The 23,365-nt window shown below is 42.5% G+C and carries 17 protein-coding genes, 3 tRNA genes and 2 rRNA genes; 17 read left to right on the top strand and 5 right to left on the bottom strand.

What is annotated here, in order from left to right:
* Positions 1–35 precede the first annotated feature (35 nt).
* The 10 genes from hscA (at position 36) to ACXAC4_RS14795 (ending at position 9,832) form a co-directional block, all read left to right on the top strand.
* Positions 36–1,898, top strand: coding sequence for a Fe-S protein assembly chaperone HscA (hscA, locus tag ACXAC4_RS14840; protein WP_475162935.1), 1,863 nt, complete (start codon positions 36–38; stop codon positions 1,896–1,898).
* A gap of 3 nt (positions 1,899–1,901) precedes the next feature.
* Positions 1,902–2,240, top strand: a complete 339-nt coding sequence (gene fdx / locus ACXAC4_RS14835) for an ISC system 2Fe-2S type ferredoxin (protein WP_058031045.1) — start codon at positions 1,902–1,904, stop codon at positions 2,238–2,240.
* Positions 2,241–2,303: 63 nt separating this feature from the next.
* Positions 2,304–3,734, top strand: coding sequence for an NAD-dependent succinate-semialdehyde dehydrogenase (locus ACXAC4_RS14830; RefSeq protein WP_475162932.1), 1,431 nt, complete (start codon positions 2,304–2,306; stop codon positions 3,732–3,734).
* Positions 3,735–3,858: 124 nt separating this feature from the next.
* Positions 3,859–4,746 (top strand): nucleotidyltransferase family protein, encoded by an 888-nt coding sequence (locus ACXAC4_RS14825; RefSeq protein WP_475162931.1) that lies wholly within the window; start codon positions 3,859–3,861, stop codon positions 4,744–4,746.
* Positions 4,747–4,786: 40 nt separating this feature from the next.
* Positions 4,787–5,857 carry a phosphotransferase enzyme family protein gene (locus tag ACXAC4_RS14820; RefSeq protein WP_475164160.1) on the top strand — a complete coding sequence of 357 codons (1,071 nt, stop codon included), beginning with the start codon at positions 4,787–4,789 and terminating at the stop codon, positions 5,855–5,857.
* A 306-nt stretch (positions 5,858–6,163) separates the two neighbouring features.
* On the top strand, positions 6,164–7,543 hold the full coding sequence (locus tag ACXAC4_RS14815) for a Gfo/Idh/MocA family protein (protein WP_475162929.1): 1,380 nt from the start codon (positions 6,164–6,166) through the stop codon (positions 7,541–7,543).
* Positions 7,544–7,595: 52 nt separating this feature from the next.
* Entirely contained in the window at positions 7,596–8,096 is a 501-nt protein-coding gene (locus ACXAC4_RS14810) for a nuclear transport factor 2 family protein (protein ID WP_475162927.1), read from the top strand.
* A gap of 50 nt (positions 8,097–8,146) precedes the next feature.
* Positions 8,147–8,398, top strand: a complete 252-nt coding sequence (locus ACXAC4_RS14805) for a YkoF family thiamine/hydroxymethylpyrimidine-binding protein (protein ID WP_475162926.1) — start codon at positions 8,147–8,149, stop codon at positions 8,396–8,398.
* The gene (gene pnuC, locus ACXAC4_RS14800) at positions 8,398–9,021 is read left to right on the top strand and encodes a nicotinamide riboside transporter PnuC (protein WP_475164156.1); all 624 of its coding nucleotides are present in this window, start codon (positions 8,398–8,400) and stop codon (positions 9,019–9,021) included. Before ACXAC4_RS14805 ends, pnuC begins: the two co-directional genes overlap by 1 nt.
* Complete coding sequence (locus ACXAC4_RS14795) at positions 9,008–9,832, top strand: phosphotransferase (RefSeq protein WP_475162923.1); 825 nt, start codon at positions 9,008–9,010, stop codon at positions 9,830–9,832. The genes pnuC and ACXAC4_RS14795 overlap by 14 nt, the downstream gene beginning before the upstream one ends.
* Here ACXAC4_RS14795 and ACXAC4_RS14790 read toward each other — a convergent pair.
* Positions 9,818–10,000, bottom strand: coding sequence for a hypothetical protein (locus ACXAC4_RS14790; RefSeq protein WP_058031038.1), 183 nt, complete (start codon positions 9,998–10,000; stop codon positions 9,818–9,820). The genes ACXAC4_RS14795 and ACXAC4_RS14790 overlap by 15 nt on opposite strands.
* Before the next feature lie 246 nt (positions 10,001–10,246).
* On the opposite strand from ACXAC4_RS14790, the gene ACXAC4_RS14785 reads away from it, so the two are divergent.
* Positions 10,247–10,321: transfer RNA gene (locus ACXAC4_RS14785), tRNA-Arg, on the top strand.
* Positions 10,322–10,330: 9 nt separating this feature from the next.
* On the opposite strand, the gene ACXAC4_RS14780 is transcribed toward ACXAC4_RS14785, so the two are convergent.
* The 3 genes from ACXAC4_RS14780 to recQ form a co-directional block, all read right to left on the bottom strand.
* Positions 10,331–12,037: a BamA/TamA family outer membrane protein gene (locus ACXAC4_RS14780; protein WP_475162919.1), complete on the bottom strand. Its 1,707-nt coding sequence runs from the start codon at positions 12,035–12,037 to the stop codon at positions 10,331–10,333.
* Positions 12,038–12,108: 71 nt separating this feature from the next.
* Positions 12,109–12,408, bottom strand: a complete 300-nt coding sequence (locus tag ACXAC4_RS14775) for a DUF3630 family protein (RefSeq protein ID WP_475162918.1) — start codon at positions 12,406–12,408, stop codon at positions 12,109–12,111.
* Entirely contained in the window at positions 12,405–14,225 is a 1,821-nt protein-coding gene (gene recQ, locus ACXAC4_RS14770) for a DNA helicase RecQ (protein ID WP_475162915.1), read from the bottom strand. The genes ACXAC4_RS14775 and recQ overlap by 4 nt, the downstream gene beginning before the upstream one ends.
* A 165-nt stretch (positions 14,226–14,390) precedes the next feature.
* On the opposite strand from recQ, the gene rarD reads away from it, so the two are divergent.
* The gene (rarD, locus tag ACXAC4_RS14765) at positions 14,391–15,278 is read left to right on the top strand and encodes an EamA family transporter RarD (RefSeq protein ID WP_475162914.1); all 888 of its coding nucleotides are present in this window, start codon (positions 14,391–14,393) and stop codon (positions 15,276–15,278) included.
* A gap of 49 nt (positions 15,279–15,327) precedes the next feature.
* On the opposite strand, the gene ACXAC4_RS14760 is transcribed toward rarD, so the two are convergent.
* Positions 15,328–16,563 (bottom strand): diguanylate cyclase, encoded by a 1,236-nt coding sequence (locus ACXAC4_RS14760; RefSeq protein ID WP_475162911.1) that lies wholly within the window; start codon positions 16,561–16,563, stop codon positions 15,328–15,330.
* Positions 16,564–16,857: 294 nt separating this feature from the next.
* On the opposite strand from ACXAC4_RS14760, the gene ACXAC4_RS14755 reads away from it, so the two are divergent.
* From ACXAC4_RS14755 to ACXAC4_RS14735, 5 genes are all read left to right on the top strand, one after another.
* On the top strand, positions 16,858–17,796 hold the full coding sequence (locus ACXAC4_RS14755; RefSeq protein ID WP_475162909.1) for a porin: 939 nt from the start codon (positions 16,858–16,860) through the stop codon (positions 17,794–17,796).
* Positions 17,797–18,349: 553 nt separating this feature from the next.
* Positions 18,350–19,882, top strand: a 16S ribosomal RNA gene (locus tag ACXAC4_RS14750).
* 75 nt (positions 19,883–19,957) lie between these two features.
* Positions 19,958–20,034 (top strand) — tRNA-Ile (locus tag ACXAC4_RS14745).
* Between the two features lie 43 nt (positions 20,035–20,077).
* Positions 20,078–20,153 (top strand) — tRNA-Ala (locus ACXAC4_RS14740).
* Positions 20,154–20,422: 269 nt separating this feature from the next.
* Positions 20,423–23,303, top strand: a 23S ribosomal RNA gene (locus ACXAC4_RS14735).
* The 16S and 23S rRNA genes sit together here with 2 tRNA genes alongside, the layout of an rRNA operon.
* Positions 23,304–23,365 lie beyond the last annotated feature (62 nt).

Here is a 23,365-nt window from a genome sequence, read left to right as displayed (position 1 = left end):
TTGGTTTACAAACGAACCTAAAAACGTAGAGCACTATGGCACTATTGCAAATTGCTGAGCCGGGGCAGAGCGCGGCACCTCATGAACATAAGCTAGCTATTGGCATTGACCTTGGTACCACAAACTCTTTGGTTGCGACGGTACAAAGTGGTGAAGCCAAAACCCTAACTGATTTTGATGGCTCAGCGATGTTGCCATCAGTGGTTCGCTACGAAGCAGATAAGATCACGGTGGGTCAAGTTGCCGCTGCGGCATCAGCAGAAGACCCAACTAATACGTTAATTTCAGTAAAGCGCTTCTTAGGTAAGTCTCAAGCTGAGATTGAACAAAGTTATGGGCAACTACCTTATGAGTTCGTGGAAAATAATGGCAGCTTAGCCATTAATACTGTAGTAGGTGCAATCAACCCAGTACAAGCCTCTGCCGAAATTTTAAAGTCACTAAAAGATCGTGCAACAGCCAGCTTTGCAGGTGAAGACATTAAAGGTGCAGTGATCACTGTACCTGCATACTTTGATGATGCACAGCGTCAAAGCACCAAAGATGCTGCAGAACTTGCAGGCCTAAATGTGCTGCGTTTATTGAATGAACCAACAGCAGCTGCCGTTGCTTATGGCCTAGATTCAGGTCAAGAAGGCGTGATCGCCGTTTACGATTTAGGTGGCGGTACATTTGATATCTCTATCTTACGTTTAAACCAAGGTGTATTCGAAGTATTAGCAACGGGCGGTGACTCAAGCCTTGGCGGTGACGATTTTGACTCTGCACTTGTCGCACATTTTAAAGAACAAACGCAAATTAATGACTTAAACAATTCAGAGCTGCGTTTATTCATCAATAAAGCTAAAGCCTGTAAAGAAGCGCTATCTAGCTACGAAACCGTTAATGTTGGTTTAGAGCTACGTGATACAGCTCACACAGTGACAGTAACACGCGCTCAGTTTGCCGAAATGGTGATGCCGTTAGTGAAAAAGACATTACGTGCTTGTCGCCGTGCGGTAAAAGATGCTGATGTATCGCATGAAGAAATCTTGCAAGTTGTTATGGTGGGTGGTTCAACCCGTATGCCAGTTATCCGTGAGCAAGTTGAAGTGTTCTTTGATAAAAAGCCACTGACTTCTATCGACCCAGATCGCGTGGTCGCAATCGGTGCTGCGATCCAGGCAGATATTCTAGTCGGTAACAAGCCTGATTCAGATATGTTACTGTTAGATGTATTGCCACTGTCTCTAGGACTAGAAACTATGGGCGGATTGGTTGAGAAAATCATCCCGAGAAACACCACGATTCCGGTCGCACGTGCACAAGAGTTTACCACGTTCAAAGACGGTCAAACGGCCATGTCATTGCATGTATTGCAAGGCGAACGTGAACTGGTAGATGATTGTCGTTCACTGGCTAAATTTAGCTTAAAAGGTATTCCAGCAATGGCAGCTGGTGCAGCGCATATTCGCGTCACCTTTAAAGTGGATGCCGACGGTCTGTTGAGCGTTTCAGCGATGGAGAAATCAACGGGCGTGCAAGCAGAGATCCAAGTTAAGCCTTCATTTGGTTTGTCTGATGATCAAGTTGCGCAAATGCTTAAAGATTCAATGAGCAATGCCAAAGAAGATATGCAAGCGCGTATGTTGAAAGAGCAACAAGTTGAAGCGCTGCGTGTATTAGAGGCGTTAGAGGCTTCTTTATCAACAGACAGTCAATTATTAAATGATGACGAATTAGCTGCACTTCGTAGTGAAATGCAAAAGCTGGCTGATTTACGTGAAACTGCGACATCACCAGATGAAATTAAAACAGCTATTGAAGCTGTAGATGCGGCAAGTAGTGAATTTGCTTCGCGCCGTATGGATATGTCAATTAAACAAGCCCTTACTGGGCAATCTGTAGACGAGGTATAAGTAATGCCACAGATTATTTTCTTACCCCATGAAGAGCTTTGCCCAGAAGGCGCGGCAATTGAAGCAAAAACAGGTCAAACTGTACTGGATGTTGCTTTAAAAAATGGTATTTCAATTCCTCATGCCTGTGAGAAATCATGCGCGTGTACAACCTGTCACGTGGTGATCCGTGAAGGTTTTGACTCGTTAGAAGAAAGTGACGAGTTAGAAGATGATATGCTAGATAAAGCATGGGGCTTAGAGCCTGAATCACGTCTAGGTTGTCAGGCAATTATTAACGATGAAGATTTGGTTGTTGAAATTCCAAAATATAATCTGAACATTGTGAATGAAGATCACTAATCGATTTTGAAGATAAAAAACCCGTAGTATTTACTGCGGGTTTTTTGTTTAAGGAGACAAAGCATGTATTGGCATAAAACTTTAAATAGCTCACTTATTAATGGCAAATCGTATCAAGGTAGCGATACTTTCACCGTAAATAACCCAGCTAACGAGCAGTTGATTGAAACACTTTCATCGGTTGATATGGCAGGCTGTCAGCAGGCATTAGATGCTGCCATTACATGTTTTGAAGCGCTAAAAACAACAACTGCTAAACAGCGTAGCGATGTGTTATTAAAATGGCATAGTTTGATCTTAGAGCGTAAGCAGGCATTGGCTGAACTTGTCACCCTTGAACAAGGCAAGGTCTTAAAAGAGTCTTTGGCAGAAGTTGATTACGCAGCGGGTTTTGTTAAATGGTTTGCTGATGAAGCGCTAAGAAGTTATGGCGAAGTTATTCCGGCTAATAGTCCAACTCAACAGCTGACTGTCATTAAGCAGGGAGTAGGCGTGGTATTTGGCATTACACCGTGGAATTTCCCCCTTGCCATGATCACCCGAAAAGTCGCACCGGCTTATGCTGCGGGTTGTAGTTTTATCCTCAAGCCATCTGAATATACACCATTAAGTGCAATAGCGCTGTGTCAGCTTGCATTGCAAGCTGGCATGGAATCGGGGGCTTTTCAAACCTTAATCACTGAAGATGCTGCACAGCTTGGTGCGTTTTTCTGCGAACACAAGCAAGTTAGAAAAATTACGTTTACCGGTTCAACACGAGTCGGACAAATTTTGTTATCACAAAGCGCCCAGTCAATTAAGCGAGCTTCTCTTGAGCTCGGTGGTAATGCGCCTTTTATGGTATTTGAAAGTGCTGACATTAAAAAAGCAGTGCAAGGGTTGATGGTGGCGAAATTTAGAAATGCGGGTCAAACCTGCGTCGCTGCCAATCGAGTCTTAGTACAAAACACGTGCTTAGAAGCATTTTTAGAAGAGTTAAAGCTGCAAACTGCTAGTTTAAAAGTGGCTGATGGCTTTACTGAAGACGCCGATTTAGGCCCATTGATTAACTCACAAGCGAAACAAAAAGCACAAAACCTAGTTGAAGATGCCACCTTGAAAGGTGCCAAGATTGCCTACCAAGGTGAAGAAAAAGCGAGGCAGTTTATGGCGCCTATTATTCTGACCGAGGTAAAGCAAAGTATGGAGATAAGCCGCAGTGAAATCTTCGCGCCTGTGGTCGCCATCCAAACTTTCGAAGGTGAAAATCAGGCACTCACTATGGCTAACTCCGTTGATGAAGGTTTAGCTGCGTACTTTTATTCGCAAGACATGTCACAAGTTCAGCGTGTAGCGAGCAATCTAGAATATGGCATGGTGGGTATTAACGAAGCACTCATCTCAAACCCAGTCGCGCCATTTGGCGGGATGAAAGCATCAGGTCTTGGTCGAGAAGGGGCAAAGCAAGGGCTAGAGGAATACCAAGAAGTTAAATACCTCTGCCAAAGTTTTTAATTAAACACGCACTAGTGATAAAGCATTCTCACTAGTACCACTAATTTGTATACAATTTTCGCTGATTATCTAACCTAAAGCTGGTACACTCTTGCGCCTGTTAATTTTTGGTCAACAATTTTAAATGGCAACAGAGCAAAATAATTTAACGCTTGTGGTGCTAGCCGGTGGGCTGGGTAGTCGATTTGGTGGTAACAAACAAATTACCCCTCTGCCCAAACTTGAGCGCACCATTATGGAACTGAGCATTGAAGATGCATTCAATGCAGGTATCAAGCAAGCGGTGTTAATCATTAATAAATCCGTTCGTGCAGAATTAGAGCAAACAATCTTGCCGCGTCTCCCAAAGACTATGCATATCACTTTGATTGAACAAAGTATTGATATGTTACCTCCTGAGTTTAAGCATTTAGCCGAGCATCGCACTAAGCCTTGGGGGACAGGGCACGCATTATTATGTGCAAAGCCTTACGTGAATGGCCCCGCGGTTGTGATCACTGCTGACGATTATTATGGTCCCAATGCCTACAAACAAATGGTTGAACATTTTAGTCAATCGCAAGATGCTAGTAGTATGGCAATGGTTGCCTTCCCAATTGAAAAAACGCTCTCTGAGCAAGGGGGAGTAAACCGAGGTATTTGTGAAGTCGAGCAGCAATCGCTTAAGAAGGTTACTGAAACCTTAAATATTCATCAAACAGAACATGGTTTGGTGGGAGAAATTGAGGGTCAATTACAATCACTAGACAGCCATAGCCTAGCTTCTATGACTTTTTGGGGTATTACACCCATCTTGATGGCTAAACTAGAAAATGATTTTAAAAAATTCCTAGAAGCTTATGACAGCGATGTCAAAAAAGAGTACTATTTACCTAATTGCATCCAAGCCTGTATAGAAAGTGAGCATGTTTCAGTGCGCGTTTATTCTGCCGTTGATTTTTGGTTTGGTGTCACATTTAAAGAAGAATTAACAAGCGTAGCAGGAAAGATTTATGAACATCGTCAAGGATGAGCAAACTATCACGCCCATTACACCAGTATCTGAGGTGACTATGACTAATACTGCGATAGCTGAGCATTTGTCGCAAGAATTTGGTTTAGACCATGAAAATGCCACCATTAAACCAATAGGTAGTGGTCATATTAATACCACAATGTTGTTAAAAGATTCACAACAAGCTGTGGTTGTGCAAAAGCTAAATACCGAAGTATTTCCTAACCCTGAACATTTAGTTGAAAATGCTCGAGCTATTGAACAGCATCTTACAGAAAAAGCTGATAAGAATGATTATGAATTAGAGATTATCAAGCATTTGCCGACCACTTCAAAAGAATACCTAGTGAAGGTGGATGGTGAAGTATGGCGTGCTCTAGAGTTTATTGGTAAGAGTTACAGCGAAGATGTGGTGAGTTGCCCTGAAAAGGCGCAAACAGCTGCCAATGCATTCGGGCAATTTGCACAAGCTTTGTCAGACTTTGATGCACAAGTACTACATCATGTTATACCTGACTTTCATAACCTTGCTAAGCGAATTGCTGCGTTTAACGACAAACTTGAAGCAGATAGTGAAAATAGAGCTGAAAAATGCCAAGAGGAAATTGCGTTTTGCCAAGCGCAATTTGGTCTTGCAGATGAGCTAGAATCTATCTATGGCAGCATTCCACTTAGACCGTGTCACAATGACACTAAAATCAATAACATGCTGTTCTGTAAAGAAACCGATGGCGCACGTTCAGTGATTGATCTTGATACATGTATGCCAGGTTATTGGCTGTTTGATTTTGGTGATATGGTGCGTACCTTCTGCTCACCTGAAGAAGAAGATTCAACAAACCTTGATAATGTGCGAGTACGAGAAGAGATTTTTGCTGCTTTAGTTAAAGGTTATGTTGCACCATTAGAAAATGAGCTTACACCAGAAGAAAAGCAAAGCTTTTTACTGGGGGCGAAAGTAATGCCATTTATGATTGGTCTTCGTTTCTTAACCGATTACTTGGATGGCGATAATTACTTTGCGACTAAGCACAGTGAGCACAATCTGCATCGAGCAAGAAATCAGTTCAAGTTATATCAAGATGTAGTTGCAAAAGAAGCCCTGCTTGAAAAATTAATACACAGCTAAATTGATTAGTTAAGACATATAAAAAGCGCCATAGGCGCTTTTTTTGTGCCAAAACAAAATAGGAACATGTATTGGTCGCAACTGAATGACAGCGCTTTACTTATTAGTTAGGGTAAATACCAATCAGTCATAATACTTAACCAATTTGAGAAGCTAAAACTCACGCTAGCTGTGTTAAAAATTTATCATTTAGAATAACTAAACAGCAAAATTTTTGCCTTGCTATCGCAAAGTTTTATCCACCTCAAAATAGGCTACTTAATTACACCGATTGGTATAAGTGGTTACAAAGAGGAAAAAATAATAATGAAACAATTAAATAGACGCGACTTTCTCAAAGCCGCAGGTGTTGCAGCTGCTGCTAGTGTCGCTGCGGGGTGTGCACAAACATCAAATTCAAGCACGGCATTTGTACCTACTCAAAAAGGTAAGTCAGTTATTGGTCTTATCGCACCAAAAATGGATGTAGTTAGAGTTGGGTTCATCGGTGTTGGTCAGCGAGGTTATGGCCATGTTCGTCGTATGAGCCATATTGAAGGCGCTGAAATTGTCGCAATTTGCGATACTCACGATGAAGTTTTGGAACGTTCTGCCAATTATTTAACAGAAAGAGGTTTGAAAAAGCCGGCTCTTTATCGAGGCGCTGATTTAGCGTATCAAGATATGCTAGCCCGTGATGATATCGATATTGTGATCATCTCAACGCCTTGGAAGTGGCATGCACCTATGGCCATTGACACTATGAACAGTGGAAAGCATGCATTTGTTGAAGTGCCTTTGGCACTGACAGTCGAAGAAATGTGGGACATTGTGGATACCGCAGAGCGCACTCAGAAAAACTGTATGATGATGGAAAACGTCAACTATGGTCGTGATGAGTTGATGGTACTAAACATGGTTCGCCAGGGGCTATTCGGTGAATTACTGCACGGTGAAGCTGCTTATATTCATGAACTACGTTGGCAAATGAAAGAAATCGAGCATAAAACGGGTTCTTGGCGAACGGGTTGGCATGCAAAGCGTGATGGTAACTTGTATCCAACACATGGGCTAGGTCCGGTTTCTCAGTACATGAATATCAACCGTGGAGACCGTTTTGATTATTTAACGTCAATGAGCTCTCCGGCATTGGGTCGAGCCGCTTACGCTCAGCGTGAATTTCCAGCCGATCATCAGCGTAATCAATTGAACTATATTGCCGGTGATATGAACACCACCATGATCAAAACGGTTAAAGGTCGTTCCATCATGGTACAACACGATACAACCACGCCAAGACCTTACTCTCGTCATAACCTGATCCAAGGTACCAATGGGGTGTTTGCTGGCTTCCCAAATCGTATCGCACTTGAAAAAGGTGGAAATTTAGATAATTTCCATGAGTGGGAGCATGACATGACCCCTTGGTATGATAAATATGATCATCCACTTTGGAAGAAAATGGGCGCAGAAGCAGAACGCAATGGCGGTCATGGTGGCATGGACTTCTTAATGTTCTGGCGCATGATTTATTGTTTACGCAACGGTGAAGCGCTAGATCAAGATGTCTATGATGGTGCGGCTTGGTCGGTGATCTCACCACTTTCAGCTCAGTCAGTCGCGAATCGCAGTGAATCTATTAGTATTCCAGACTTTACCCGAGGTGCATGGAAAAATGCCACGCCATTAGGTATTGTGGGTAGTTAATGACTTTAAGCGCGCCATGAGCGCGCTTTTTTGATTGTTGAGGTGAAAATATATGACAAGGTACTTTGCGATTTTCATTGGTTTGCTTTTAGTTGGTTGTAAAAGCCCGCTTAAACAAAATAATGCGCTCACTATAAAACCTCAAGTTGAGCAATTTATATCAATCTATCAGGCCAGAGTTGATTTTGATGCATTTTTAAAGTTATATGCAGATTCTGCACAATTAGAAGATTTAGTATATGGTCATCATGCTGTTGGAAAACCAGGCATAGCTGCTTTTTATAATTGGAACGGTGGTAATTTCAAAGTAATAGATGATTTAAAGACTTTTGAACTTATAAACCTAGTAGTTGATGAACAGCAACGACATGCCGTAATAACAGGTCGCTTTAATGAGTTTATTTACCATGACCAAAAAATGGGACCTTGGCGATTTGTTATAACGCTTCAATTTAATGAGAAAGGGCTCATTACGCACCAGCAAGACTGGATCAATTACACGCCAAAAGCGAATTTTATGACGGGTAAAAACCTCAATAAAACTATTCCTTAAAAAATCTCAGAGGCTAAAATAGGTAAAACACTTCTATTATGGATTTCAAAATGCAGCTATCTGTAGAAATTAGCAAATATCCACTTCACTCAGATTATATCCCTTTTATCAAAGCCTTTATTGAGCGCTTAAATAAACATCCAGATCTTAAAGTGTTAACCAATACAATGTCTACCCAAGTATTTGGTGAATATGACCTCGTTATGTCGGTACTTCAGCAAGAAATGAAACGCTCTTTTGAAGAGTTTGGGAAGATTGTATTTGTGTGTAAGTTCATTTCGGGAGATTTATCGCCGCAATGATTGAATTTTTAAGCGCCACATTTTCCGGTTTTACTGCTATGTCTGGCTGGGAGTACATCGCAGTCATACTTTCTCTGGCTTATGTCTTTTTGGCTGTGAAAGAGAATCAATGGTGCTGGCCTGCAGCTTTTCTTAGTACGTTTATTTATACCATTATGTATTGGAATGGTGCGTTGTTGATGGAATCCGCATTAAATGTGTATTACATGGTAATGGCGGTAGTGGGTTGGTATATGTGGCAACAAGGCAAGCAGCCTGATTCAGTCGCCCCTATTATTTCTTGGACATTGTTAAGACATATTTACATCATCATTGTCACCGCTTTAACGGCAACAGGTATCGGCTTTGTGATGGACAATTATACCCATGCTGATTTTGCGTATCTTGACAGTTTTACAACCTGTTTTGCTGTGATGACAACGTATTTAGTGGCTAAAAAGGTATTAGAGAACTGGCTTTATTGGATCATTATTAATGCGGCATCTATGTACCTGTTCTTTGTGAAAGGGTATTACCCGACATTTGTACTTTATGTGTTTTACACGGTTATAGCCTGTTGGGGCTACAAGCGTTGGTACGAAGAACACGAACAAAGAAACGGCTTACCACTTGCGAGCCTTTAATTTTCAAAATCTGCCTGATGAAGTAAGAGAGTTCGTTGCTGAATCTTTTGCTTTCAGGCCAGTTAAAGCGTGTTACCAAATCACCTCAGGGCTTAGTAATCATAATTACTTGATTGTTGTCGAAAAGAATAAATATTTGCTTAAGCTTTATCAAAATGACATGCCTTCGCCAAGCCTTGCTTTTCAAACTCTGATGGCAAAGCCAGGTACCGGTATTCAAGAAGTCATTCGCTGGGATGAGTGTCTAAAAGTTGCATTATTTGCTTATGTGGATGAAGCGGCTGAGGACATAGATAGAAAACGTTTATGTAATTTGGTGGAGACAATCGCTTCAGTACATCAACAGCCATTGGTTAATTTACCAGTCTCTCTTGATATAAAACACGCATTATCAGATTTAAGTGCCTCTTTTAAAAAGCTTTTTAATTCTGAGTTAGAGTGCTGCTTACGCTTACTTGATAGCTATCCAAAAGAAGAAGGTTGTTGCCATAACGACTTAGTTCGAGAAAATATAATAGCGACTGAAGCCGGAGTGGTAGTGATTGATTTTGAATATGCAGCAGTTGGAGATATTTACTTCGACATAGCTGGCTTGGTAAGCAGCTTTAAGCTAACTGTTGATGAAATAGTGTGGATGATGAATATCTATTATGGCAGTAAGGGCATTGCAGTACCCGAATATGCAATAGATAAGTTGAGAGGTTTTAGAATTGCTTACCTATTGTTATGTATCTCTTGGTATGATGCGCGAGGTGAAGTAGAAAAAGCCACTTCACACACATTACAATTAAAGCGATTAAATACCACCTAAGCGCTTTGCTAATTCTTTGTATTTTTCTACATCAGTTTGATCAAATACAGGATCACCTTGTGCGTCTTCACCTTTTGCAATTAATAGGTTTTCACGAGCAAGTCTTTTCACTCTTTCCACTTTTACTTCTAAAAACTCAGCAACTTGCTGCGTGGTCATTTGGCTCATAATAGCTTCCTCTTGATGTGTTAAGCTTTTATTGTTGTTGTTACCGCATTACACGGCGCTTTATGTTAATAAAACGTAGTAACTTGCTGTCTATAATACTGGTAAATCAAAATCTAAGCATAGTCAAAAATACAAAAAATCGCTAAAAAGCATTAATATTTTTGTTTTTAGTCTGTTATTTAATCAGCTGAAAGTGAAACGCTAGTATTTGCAAAGGAATGACATTACTATATGCAGCGTTCGTGTGCTCTCGTGGTGAAATGGATATCACGTAGCTCTCCGGAAGCTGAGTTGCAGGTTCGATCCCTGCCGAGAGCGCCATGAGCAGTTTTAAAAGCGGTTTTTAACCGTAAATAACCACTGCACACTGTCAATGTTATCTTCTTTATTTATCGGCGCAGCAACATCCAAATGCAATACAATGCCAGCATTGGCTCGACTCGGTGCAAGTCTTAATCCCATGCCTATATTTTTTAATAATGAGTTATCGACATTGACTTGAGCTTTGCCTGTGACCTTACCTGCATCGAAGAAAAGCGCTCCTCCTACCTTGAAAAGTTGCAGTAGGTCATATTCCCAGTAGTAACGCTTTTCTAAATTAACTAAAGCACTACGACTACCTTGTTGATAGTTTAACGGGTAACCTCTTAGGCCAGTTTCACCGCCTAAAACCAATTGTTTGTCTGCCGTTAAGTTTTTAGCATACTTCAAAGACAAGTTCGCAAACCATGATTGCTGTATACTGGTGTTTAGATAATATTGAAAGTTAACGGCACTAATGAAGTTTCGGGCTTCGTTTTGGTCTGTATTCCATTCTCCTTGAATACTTGTATTGAATCGCCATAAACTGCGTTCGGTTGTGTAATGCGCTTTGGTTGCGGAAAATTGATAAATGACGTGACTATCGTCATCCACCCAGTGATTCGATGAATAACCGAGTTTGGCTTTAACATTCCAGCCTAAATTTAAATCTTCTGTACGATAAATTGAATCAAAATTGCGCACCTTAATATAATCGTCTTGAAGCCATTGCCCCTGAAAATATGGGTAGGTGAGAGCTCGGTTGTCTGCTAAAGCAAGAAAAGAGTAAGGGGTGGTTTTAAAGTTGTGTTGTTCATTGTGTAGACCCACAGTATATCTATGTGTCCACTGTTTAGGTGCCTGAACGGCGAAACCATAATACGCGTCGTTAATTTCAGTGTCGTGTAAAAACTCAGAAACGACTTCATTTCTAGAATAAATCGACTCTACCCGTTTATTCGCATAAGTATAAAACCCATAACTATGCGTCGATTTAATTGAATAAAATGGCAGGTAAGCCCCTAAATAATGCCGCTCTCCATCTGAATTATCAGCATACTCTATGCGACCTCGGTAGCGACTCGATAAGATAGCTGGGTCGTCATAAACAAATAAATAACCGTTTCTATCTTTATCTTCAGTTGCGGTGAAAGATAATCTTTTGCCATATCCTAGTAAGTTTGTTTCTCGAAAGCCTAGGCGCGAGGAGTTTTCACCACCACTGCGACTAAAGCTAATGTCGGGCAGTAAAGTCCATAAGTCTCTTGTTACAACTGTGACATGCACTTCGTCTTCACATGTCTCTTCTGCATATATGCGGGCATCGTAAAGATAATTTTGTTGACGTAATAAACGCTCGGATTCTGCTAATTCCTTGATGTCATATTTTGATCCTTGGCTAAATAATAAAGTACTTAGGATGACTTCCGGTTCTGTTGTGATATGCGCGTGGTTTGCAAAGCGAAATAAAAAGTTATTTTCTTCCGGTAAGCTGGTGTCGAAAACGTTTAACTGTTTTAAGATGATTTTTGTTATACGCTTATTTTCAGCTTCTTTGGGAAAAGTTTGCTGAGTGTCAAGTTGGCGCTTTAGGTTGATATCATCATTGCTGTCTTGGCGTTGATTACTGCAGCTGTTTTCTTGAGAGTTGAAGATATTTGGTTCTGCAAATGCAGCACCACTGACGCAAAATGTAGAGAATAAAAGCAATACGGGCTGACAATACCTTGTGACCACTACCTTCCTCCTGCTGTTTATCCTCTTTTATATCATTATATTAAGCAGAAAAATGGAGGTCTGTCTAATTATTATGAAAGAGTAGAAAGCAAAAATAGTTGCAGTTTTTCAAGTAAAAGTTCCGCTTCAACCCCTTCAGGGCTTACCCATAAACTCTCGCTGTAATGCTCAAAGTTAAGATTAAAATTTTGTCCATGCCAACAAAAGCGCATTTGATGGCGATCTGCGCCTTCGGAGGTTTCAAGAATAGAAATAGCCTCATGGTTTAATAATATTTGACCCCAGAAGCCAAATTCATCGGCCTCGGGGAAAAAGTCAGGTGCGATCTGCAGAAAATTAAATTCAGTATTAAAGGTAATTTGCGTCATCATTTACTCGCGGCTAAATAATTTCGGATAAGTTGCATAAACGGTGCGCCATACTTGCTGAGTTTACTAAAACCAACACCTGACACATTTAAGAATTCAGCATCATCAGTAGGCATTTTCTGCGCCATTTCTGCCAGTGTCTTATCGTTAAAGACCACATATGGTGGAACATCATCGGCATCGGCGAGTTCTTTACGTAAACTACGTAGCTTAGCAAACAGCTTTTTGTCGTAATTAAATTGCGCCAGTTTATCTTGATAGATGTGTTTAGCTTGTAAGCGAGGTTCGGCCAATTGCAATACATATTCACCGCGTAATACGGCTCTTGCTGCTTCTGTCAGTTTAAGGCTTGCACCTTGTGTTATGTCTTGAGCAAGTAATCCATGATGAACGAGTTGACGCAATATACTTAGCCAATACTCGACGCTATGACTTTTACCTATACCATAGGTACTTAATTCGTGGTGTCCGTTATCGCGAATTCGACTGGTGTTTGCCCCTCGCAATAAGTCTACGATATACCCTAAACCAAAGCGTTGTTGCGCGCGATACACACAAGATAGCGCTTGCTGTGCCACTAAAGTGCCGTCAAAGCGTTTCGGCGGATTAAGGCAAATATCGCAGTTGCCACAAGGCTCTCTCTGATATTCGCTAAAGTAATTGAGTAATATTTGTCGACGGCAGGTTTGCGCTTCTGCAAAGTTCGCCATTGCCTGAAAGCGTTGCTCTTCAACTTTACGTCTAGCCTCGTCGGGAATATCCTCAAAAAAGCGCTTTACTCGACCTATATCAGCAGGATCAAAATACATGATGGCTTCTGCGGCAAGTCCATCACGACCAGCACGGCCTGTCTCCTGGTAATAAGCCTCAATACTCTTAGGTATATCGTAGTGAAGCACAAAGCGTACATTTGATTTATTAATCCCCATACCAAATGCGACGGTTGCAACAACAATATTGATATCGTCTCTGGCAAAGGCTTTTTGTACAAATTGACGCTGATCATTACTCATGCCGGCATGATATGCGGCGACATTAAAGCCAGCTTCGGCAAGTTTTTCTGAAATATCGTCTACACGCTTACGACTAGTGCAATAAATAATCCCGCTTTGGCCTTTTTGATCACGTAAATAGCGCATGAGCTGAGAAAGGGGTTTGAACTTTTCTTCAATGGTGTAGCGAATATTTGGTCTGTCAAAACTGCCTGTATGAATATAAGGTGCATTTAAACCAAGTTGGTGTGCAATATCATGTCGTGTCGCAATATCTGCCGTAGCCGTTAAGGCCATCATAGGACAGTGAGGAAAGTGTTGTTTGAGTTCACTTAAACGACGGTAATGCGGTCTGAAATCATGCCCCCAGTGAGATACACAATGGGCTTCATCAATCGCAAAGAAGCGAATATTCAAGCTTTTTAATCTTTGAATAAAATCAAACTGTAGTGCTTTTTCCGGTGCAACGTAGAGTAACTTTAACGTACCTTCAGCTAATTGATTAAAAATCGCATTTTGCTGCGTAAAATCTACGGTGTTATTGATGTATGCGGCACTAACGCCAATTGCTTGAAGCTGAGAGACTTGATCTTCCATTAACGAGATCAAAGGCGAAATGACTACCGTTGCGCCATCAAATAAAAGCGCAGGGATCTGATAACATAATGATTTACCGCCACCTGTTGGCAGTAAGACGAGTGTATCTTGTCCACTTAGGGCCGCATTAATTACTGCCTCTTGGCCAGGTCTAAATTCACTGTAGCCAAAAGTGTCTTCTAATGCTTGCTTAGCAAGGGTTGACTGTTCGCAGATGGGATCTGATTTCATGGCGGGCATTTTAGTGGCTTTTGCATTGCTTGTCTGTAAATTTATTTGCGCTGTTGTGTTTGATGGTTTACAGGCAACTATCATGTTATGTCTGTCAGTTCCTATTTTCTGTCTATTTGCAACCAGCTTAGCAAGGTATAATGTTTTTTTACTTTTTGAGTCGTGTTGATGCTAAATAATCAGACCCAACAGGGTTACCTTTATGCTGTCTTAGCATTTTTAATGTGGGGCATGGCACCCATCTATTTTAAACAGATTGAATCTATAGCGGCACTAGAGATCTTGACTCACCGAGTGATTTGGTCGGTGCTGTTTTTAATTCTCATTGTATTCGCTGCGAAGCAATGGCATCAGATCCAGCATGTCATCAAGAAACCAAAATTATTGGGGATGCTTTGTGTTAGCTCTACTTTACTCGGGTTCAATTGGGGGTTGTTTATTTGGGCCGTCAATAACGATCACATGCTTGATGCAAGTCTAGGCTATTATATAAACCCACTGTTAAATGTATTGCTTGGTGTCATCTTTCTCTCTGAGCGCTTACGAAAATGGCAAATCATCGCCGTCGCGATTGCTTCACTTGGGGTGTTATTACAAGTAATTGCATACGGTTCTTTTCCTGTTGTGGCATTTGCGTTGGCAAGCTCGTTTGCAATTTACGGGCTTTTGAGAAAGAAAATGCCGGTAGAATCACTACCTGGCTTGCTAATCGAAGCACTTATCTTAATGCCGTTTGCAATTATCTATTGGTACTTGACCCCTGCGACGGTGAGCTCAGATATGTTTAATAATGAAGTGCTTCTAAATATATTGTTAGTAAGTGCTGGTGTGGTGACAACCTTACCTCTGTTGTGTTTTATTGGCGCAGCGAAACGTCTTCCTTATTCCACACTTGGTCTATTTCAATATCTTGGTCCGAGTATCATGTTTACCTTGGCGGTGACCTTGTATGGTGAGGAGTTCTCAATTGAACGAGCTGTGACTTTTGCTTGCATTTGGGGGGCATTGGCCTTGTATAGCTGGGATAGCTTAAGGGCAAGTAAAAAGAAATAGTAGGATGCGTTAAGTGGCTAGCATTGTAATGCTAGCCACTTCCCCTGAATTAACAGAGCACTTTATTGCGGCCAGAGTGCTTCGCTTCATAAAGTTTTATATCAGCTTCTTTTATCAGACTATCAACATTTTTACTCACGGCTCTACAAACACCAATTGATACCGTAAAGTGAATATTATGTTTGGTTAGTCCGGCGCTATGGCTGTCTAGATAACCTCTAAACTTGTCTAGTAAAGACAAACTCTCTTCTTGGGTAGCATCAGCAAAATAAACAGCAAATTCCTCACCTCCTAATCTCGCGGTAAGTTGACCCGGGAAGTGAGATTCAAACGCTTGAGCAAGGGCTTTGAGCACATCATCTCCAGCGTCATGACCATAGTTATCATTAATTGCTTTAAAGTGATCTACATCTATCATGGCCAGTCCCACCTCATTATTTGAAGCGGCTTTTTGCCTTAATGACTTATTAGTAAACTCAAAAAAGTAACGACGATTAGGTAAACCTGTTAAATAATCAGAGTTAGCTTGGCGCTTTATTGTGGCTATATATTCCAGCATATCGACGTTTTGACTAAGTCTGCAATAAAACTCCTCTGCGTTGAATGGCTTGCGAAGATAGTCGTTTGCGCCTCGCTTTATGAATCGAGCTGAGAGGTGTAATGCATTAGAGCTAGAAATACCGATAATGGCTTTTTCATCATTAGAATATTGCAGTCGTATTTCACTACACAAGTCTTCACCATTCATATTTGGCATTTCATTGTCAGTGATGACAACAGAGATATCTGGGTTTTGCTTTAATACTTCGAGGGCTTCGATACCATCACATGCTTCCAGAACTTTATATTTATGCCTCACTAATAAAGAACTGATGTAATTTCTGGTCTGACGGGAATCATCAACAACCAATACTTTTACAAACTCATTTCGTGGTAATCGCATAAGTTGTTTTTTAAGGTATTGGTAAGCTTGTTTATTCTCTTTGGTGATGTAATCGATGATAGGGTACTTTTCGACAGTTTCTCGAGTTTGATTGTCTAGGTTACCAGTCATGACAATTGTGGGGATATCAGAGTTCACAGTATAGTGAATCGCTTCGCCGTTAGGCGCATCGGGTAAAATAAAATCAACAACTGCGCAAAAGTAACTATTATTGTCGAGTAACTCTTTTGTTTGTGCTAGTGATTCAGCAATGTCAGCCTCATAGCCTGCAGAAACAGCGATATGCCTTTGCACTCTAGCAATGGTTGGGGTGTCTTCGATAATTAGGATTCGACGTGTCACTCAGTACTCGCTCGGTAATTCACCTATACATTTACTATTAACCTTAACCTATCTATTTAGCAATTCAACTCAAAATTACTTATAGATGATGTAATAAAGATTATTTTAAAAATTAAGTAATAATTTATTACTCTCCTATAATTTATAGTTGAAACATACTTTTATGACGTTTTTAATGCAGTTTATTTGCAATTATTTGACTCTAATGTGTTGTGTGTAATATTTCTGTCATTAACTGCTGAGAAACTAGCGTCGTTTTGAATCATCATGTGTTGCGATATTGAGGAAAATTACATGAAACTAGTTAAATCAACACTTCTTCTTGCTGTACTAGGTGCGTTATCTGCTAATGCTAATGCAGGTGTTAAAGTATACGGCAAGGCAAATGTATCTGTTCAATCAAGCGATGAAGGTGCTGGAAGTGCGACAGAAATTAAAAGCAATGCGTCACGCTTTGGTTTTAAGGGCTCAGAAAAACTAGATGGCGGCCTAGAAGTAATTTATAAGCTTGAGTTCCAAGTTGATGTATCTGACGCTGATTCGAAAAGCGATAAAGACAATATTACAGCGAGAAGCCAGTATGTAGGCTTGAAAGGAAGTTTCGGTGAAGTAGTAATTGGTCGTAATGATACCGCCTTTAAACTTTCACAAGGTAAGGTAGACCAGTTTAATGATTTAGAAGCGGACGTGAAAAACCTGTTTAAAGGTGAGAATCGCCTTGGTAATACGATTTCTTATAAGTCGGCAAGCTTTAATGGCTTTAAAGTATTAGCAACTTTCATTGCTGAAGACTCAACAGATGGTGAAAATGGCTACTCTGGTGCAATTACTTACGGTGATTCAAAGCTGAAAAAGTCTAAGTACTATGTTGCCGTTGCCGGTGACAGTGAAGTGAAAGGTTATGATGCATTACGTATCACAGGTCAATTTAAAGCAACTGACGCACTTAAATTAGGTGCTATGTATCAGAAACAAGAAAAGGTAGAAGGTACAGGCACTGCTGATGGTTTCTTATTAAATGCTGCATATGGCTTCGGTAAAAACACCTTCAAAGTGCAATATCAAACAATTGACTTCGATGCAGTCGATTCAAAAGACGTAGATGGTTTTAGTGTTGGTCTTGATCACAAGCTAAATAAATCAACCAAACTATATGGTTTCTACTCAACAGTTGATGAAGACAAGGGTACAGAAGAAGATTACTTAGGTCTTGGTATTGAATATAAGTTCTAATATTCATGCTACAAGTATTTTATAAAGCAGGCTTAGGCCTGCTTTTTTAGTTTTTGGAGTTTAAAAAGAAAGGTTTGTATGAAATGCAAACAAAAAAGCGGTGTTTTTAGTGTTTTTGATTTCTTTTTGAGCGGTTGAACACATTTCTTAAAATTAATTGAAAAAAGGGGTTGCGCACTTTTAATTTCTCCCTATAATGCGCACCCACTGACACGGGGCGAGACGCTAAAAAGCAAATCAAAACGATGTCGAGTCAAATAAAACTTAACTTTAAAAACTTTTTAAAATTAAGTGTTGACATAAAAAGTGAAGTCGTTATTATGGCGCTCCACTTCGCAGCAAGGCTGCGGTAACTCATCGAGTTACACCCGGGTAACCGGAATGTTCTTTAAAAATATGAAGCAATCATCTGTGTGGGCACTCGTACAGATTGAGTTCTAACAGCTCTTGATTCAGGAGCGAAAAAATTTAGAGTCTCAATTTCTTATGAGTGACTATATAGTCAATTTATACAGAATTCATTGAGCACGAATCTTCGGATTCAAAAAACTTTTAATTGAAGAGTTTGATCATGGCTCAGATTGAACGCTGGCGGCAGGCCTAACACATGCAAGTCGAGCGGTAACATTTCTAGCTTGCTAGAAGATGACGAGCGGCGGACGGGTGAGTAATGCTTGGGAATATGCCTTAGGGTGGGGGACAACAGTTGGAAACGACTGCTAATACCGCATAACGTCTACGGACCAAAGGGGGCTTCGGCTCTCGCCCTTAGATTAGCCCAAGTGGGATTAGCTAGTTGGTGAGGTAATGGCTCACCAAGGCGACGATCCCTAGCTGGTTTGAGAGGATGATCAGCCACACTGGAACTGAGACACGGTCCAGACTCCTACGGGAGGCAGCAGTGGGGAATATTGCACAATGGGCGCAAGCCTGATGCAGCCATGCCGCGTGTGTGAAGAAGGCCTTAGGGTTGTAAAGCACTTTCAGTAAGGAGGAAAAGTTAGTAGTTAATACCTGCTAGCTGTGACGTTACTTACAGAAGAAGCACCGGCTAACTCCGTGCCAGCAGCCGCGGTAATACGGAGGGTGCGAGCGTTAATCGGAATTACTGGGCGTAAAGCGTACGCAGGCGGTTTGTTAAGCGAGATGTGAAAGCCCCGGGCTCAACCTGGGAACTGCATTTCGAACTGGCAAACTAGAGTATGATAGAGGGTGGTAGAATTTCAGGTGTAGCGGTGAAATGCGTAGAGATCTGAAGGAATACCGATGGCGAAGGCAGCCACCTGGGTCAATACTGACGCTCATGTACGAAAGCGTGGGGAGCAAACGGGATTAGATACCCCGGTAGTCCACGCCGTAAACGATGTCTACTAGGAGCTGGGGTCTTCGGACAACTTTTCCAAAGCTAACGCATTAAGTAGACCGCCTGGGGAGTACGGCCGCAAGGTTAAAACTCAAATGAATTGACGGGGGCCCGCACAAGCGGTGGAGCATGTGGTTTAATTCGATGCAACGCGAAGAACCTTACCTACACTTGACATACAGAGAACTTACCAGAGATGGTTTGGTGCCTTCGGGAACTCTGATACAGGTGCTGCATGGCTGTCGTCAGCTCGTGTTGTGAGATGTTGGGTTAAGTCCCGCAACGAGCGCAACCCCTATCCTTAGTTGCCAGCGATTCGGTCGGGAACTCTAAGGAGACTGCCGGTGATAAACCGGAGGAAGGTGGGGACGACGTCAAGTCATCATGGCCCTTACGTGTAGGGCTACACACGTGCTACAATGGCGCATACAGAGTGCTGCAAGCTCGCGAGAGTTAGCGAATCACTTAAAGTGCGTCGTAGTCCGGATTGGAGTCTGCAACTCGACTCCATGAAGTCGGAATCGCTAGTAATCGCGGATCAGAATGCCGCGGTGAATACGTTCCCGGGCCTTGTACACACCGCCCGTCACACCATGGGAGTGGGTTGCTCCAGAAGTAGGTAGCTTAACCTTAGGGAGGGCGCTTACCACGGAGTGATTCATGACTGGGGTGAAGTCGTAACAAGGTAGCCCTAGGGGAACCTGGGGCTGGATCACCTCCTTAACGATTTAGAACAGATTTGTTCGTAGTGTCCACACAGATGATTGTTGAATAGAATTAGAGAACAAAACATTGTTTGGGTCTGTAGCTCAGCTGGTTAGAGCGCACGCCTGATAAGCGTGAGGTCGGTAGTTCAAGTCTACTCAGACCCACCACTTTGCTTAAAGTCGGTCATAAACAATGTATTCCTAGTAATGTGGGGCTATAGCTCAGCTGGGAGAGCGCCTGCCTTGCACGCAGGAGGTCAGCAGTTCGATCCTGCTTAGCTCCACCACTTTACTACTTACTCCTCATAGATAAACACTCTTACCAAATAATTGGTCAACTGAGAGTTTTTAACTCTGAGAAGTAATTCTCTTGCTCTTTAAAAATTTGGAAAAGCTGATAATTAATTCTTTTAGAAGAAATTCTAAAAAGAGTTTTCAAAAGTAAAACAATGCCGATAAACATTCATTTGTTTATTAGCGTCTACTTTAGTATTCAATATTAACTTCTGGCGAAGTTAAAACTGTCTTTGACGATACAAACCATTTTGGGTTGTATGGTTAAGTGACTAAGCGTACACGGTGGATGCCTTGGCAGTTGGAGGCGATGAAGGACGTACTAACTTGCGATAAGCCTAGTCAAGCCAGTAAGAGGCGCTTGAGACTAGGATTTCCGAATGGGGAAACCCACCTGTTTACAGGTATCGTTAACTGAATACATAGGTTAACGAGGCGAACGCGGAGAACTGAAACATCTAAGTACCCGTAGGAAAAGAAATCAACCGAGATTCCGAAAGTAGCGGCGAGCGAAATCGGACTAGCCCTTAAGCTTTAGTGTAGTTAGTGGAACATTCTGGAAAGTTTGACGATACAGGGTGACAGTCCCGTACACAAAAACTTATCTAAAGTGAAATCGAGTAGGTCGGAGCACGTGAAACTTTGACTGAATATAGGTGGACCATCATCTAAGGCTAAATACTCCCAACTGACCGATAGTGAACCAGTACCGTGAGGGAAAGGCGAAAAGAACCCCTGTGAGGGGAGTGAAATAGAACCTGAAACCGTGTACGTACAAGCAGTAGGAGCCCTTCGAGGGTGACTGCGTACCTTTTGTATAATGGGTCAGCGACTTATATTTTGTAGCGAGGTTAACCGTTTAGGGTAGCCGTAGCGAAAGCGAGTCTTAACTGGGCGTTGAGTTGCAAGGTATAGACCCGAAACCCGGTGATCTAGCCATGGGCAGGTTGAAGGTTGAGTAACATCAACTGGAGGACCGAACCCACTAACGTTGAAAAGTTAGGGGATGACCTGTGGCTTGGAGTGAAAGGCTAATCAAACCGGGAGATAGCTGGTTCTCCCCGAAATCTATTTAGGTAGAGCCTCGGACGAATACTTACGGGGGTAGAGCACTGTTAAGGCTAGGGGGTCATCCCGACTTACCAACCCTTTGCAAACTCCGAATACCGTAAAGTAATATCCGGGAGACACACGGTGGGTGCTAACGTCCATCGTGGAGAGGGAAACAACCCAGACCGTCAGCTAAGGTCCCAAAGTGTATGTTAAGTGGGAAACGATGTGGGAAGGCTAAAACAGCTAGGAGGTTGGCTTAGAAGCAGCCATCCTTTAAAGAAAGCGTAATAGCTCACTAGTCGAGTCGGCCTGCGCGGAAGATGTAACGGGGCTAAACATACCACCGAAGCTACGGCTGCATACTTTGTATGCGGGGTAGGGGAGCGTTCTGTAAGCGGCTGAAGCTCAATTGTAAAGTTGGGTGGACGTATCAGAAGTGCGAATGCTGACATGAGTAACGATAATGCGGGTGAAAAACCCGCACGCCGGAAGACCAAGGGTTCCTATCCCATGTTAATCAGGGTAGGGTAAGTCGACCCCTAAGGCGAGGCTGAAGAGCGTAGTCGATGGGAAACGGGTTAATATTCCCGTACTTGGAATAATTGCGATGGGGGGACGGAGCAGGCTAATCAAGCATGGCGTTGGTTGTCCATGTGAAAGGCTGTAGGCTGGTGACTTAGGAAAATCCGGGTCGCTAAGGCTGAGAGTCGAGACGAGCTACTACGGTAGTGAAGTTGATGATGCCCTACTTCCAGGAAAAGCCTCTAAGCTTCAGATTATTTCGAATCGTACCCCAAACCGACACAGGTGGTCAGGTAGAGAATACTAAGGCGCTTGAGAGAACTCGGGTGAAGGAACTAGGCAAAATTGTACCGTAACTTCGGGAGAAGGTACGCTCCTATCTGTGATGAGATTTACTCTCTAAGCGGACGGGAGCCGCAGTGACCAGGTGGCTGGGACTGTTTATTAAAAACACAGCACTGTGCAAAATCGTAAGATGACGTATACGGTGTGACACCTGCCCGGTGCCGGAAGGTTAATTGATGGGGTTAGCTTAGGCGAAGCTCTTGATCGAAGCCCCGGTAAACGGCGGCCGTAACTATAACGGTCCTAAGGTAGCGAAATTCCTTGTCGGGTAAGTTCCGACCTGCACGAATGGTGTAACCATGGCCACGCTGTCTCCACCCGAGACTCAGTGAAATTGAAATCGCAGTGAAGATGCTGTGTACCCGCGGCTAGACGGAAAGACCCCGTGAACCTTTACTACAGCTTGGCACTGAACATTGAGCCTACATGTGTAGGATAGGTGGGAGGCTTTGAAGTGGCGTCGCCAGATGTCATGGAGCCATCCTTGAAATACCACCCTTGTATGTTTGATGTTCTAACATAGGTCCCTTATCGGGATTGTGGACAGTGCCTGGTGGGTAGTTTGACTGGGGCGGTCTCCTCCCAAAGAGTAACGGAGGAGCACGAAGGTTGGCTAAGTACGGTCGGACATCGTACGGTTAGTGTAATGGTAGAAGCCAGCTTAACTGCGAGACAGACACGTCGAGCAGGTACGAAAGTAGGTCATAGTGATCCGGTGGTTCTGAATGGAAGGGCCATCGCTCAACGGATAAAAGGTACTCCGGGGATAACAGGCTGATACCGCCCAAGAGTTCATATCGACGGCGGTGTTTGGCACCTCGATGTCGGCTCATCACATCCTGGGGCTGAAGTCGGTCCCAAGGGTATGGCTGTTCGCCATTTAAAGTGGTACGCGAGCTGGGTTTAGAACGTCGTGAGACAGTTCGGTCCCTATCTGCCGTGGGCGTTTGAGAATTGAGAGGGGCTGCTCCTAGTACGAGAGGACCGGAGTGGACGAACCGCTGGTGTTCGGGTTGTGATGCCAATTGCATTGCCCGGTAGCTACGTTCGGAATCGATAACCGCTGAAAGCATCTAAGCGGGAAGCGAGCCTCGAGATGAGTTCTCACTTTAACTTTAAGTTAACTGAAGGGCCGTTGGAGACTACAACGTTGATAGGCTGGGTGTGGAAGTGTAGTGATACATTAAGCTAACCAGTACTAATTACCCGTGAGGCTTAACCATACAACGCCAAAGTGGTTTTAGCTAAGAAGCTAATATGAACTAGAGTAGAAGTTTTAGAAATT

This window comes from Pseudoalteromonas sp. AWM4_233 (assembly GCF_056158285.1).
The sequence above is the reverse complement of the archived record's forward strand: the minus strand, read 5'-3'. Positions and strand labels throughout refer to the sequence as shown.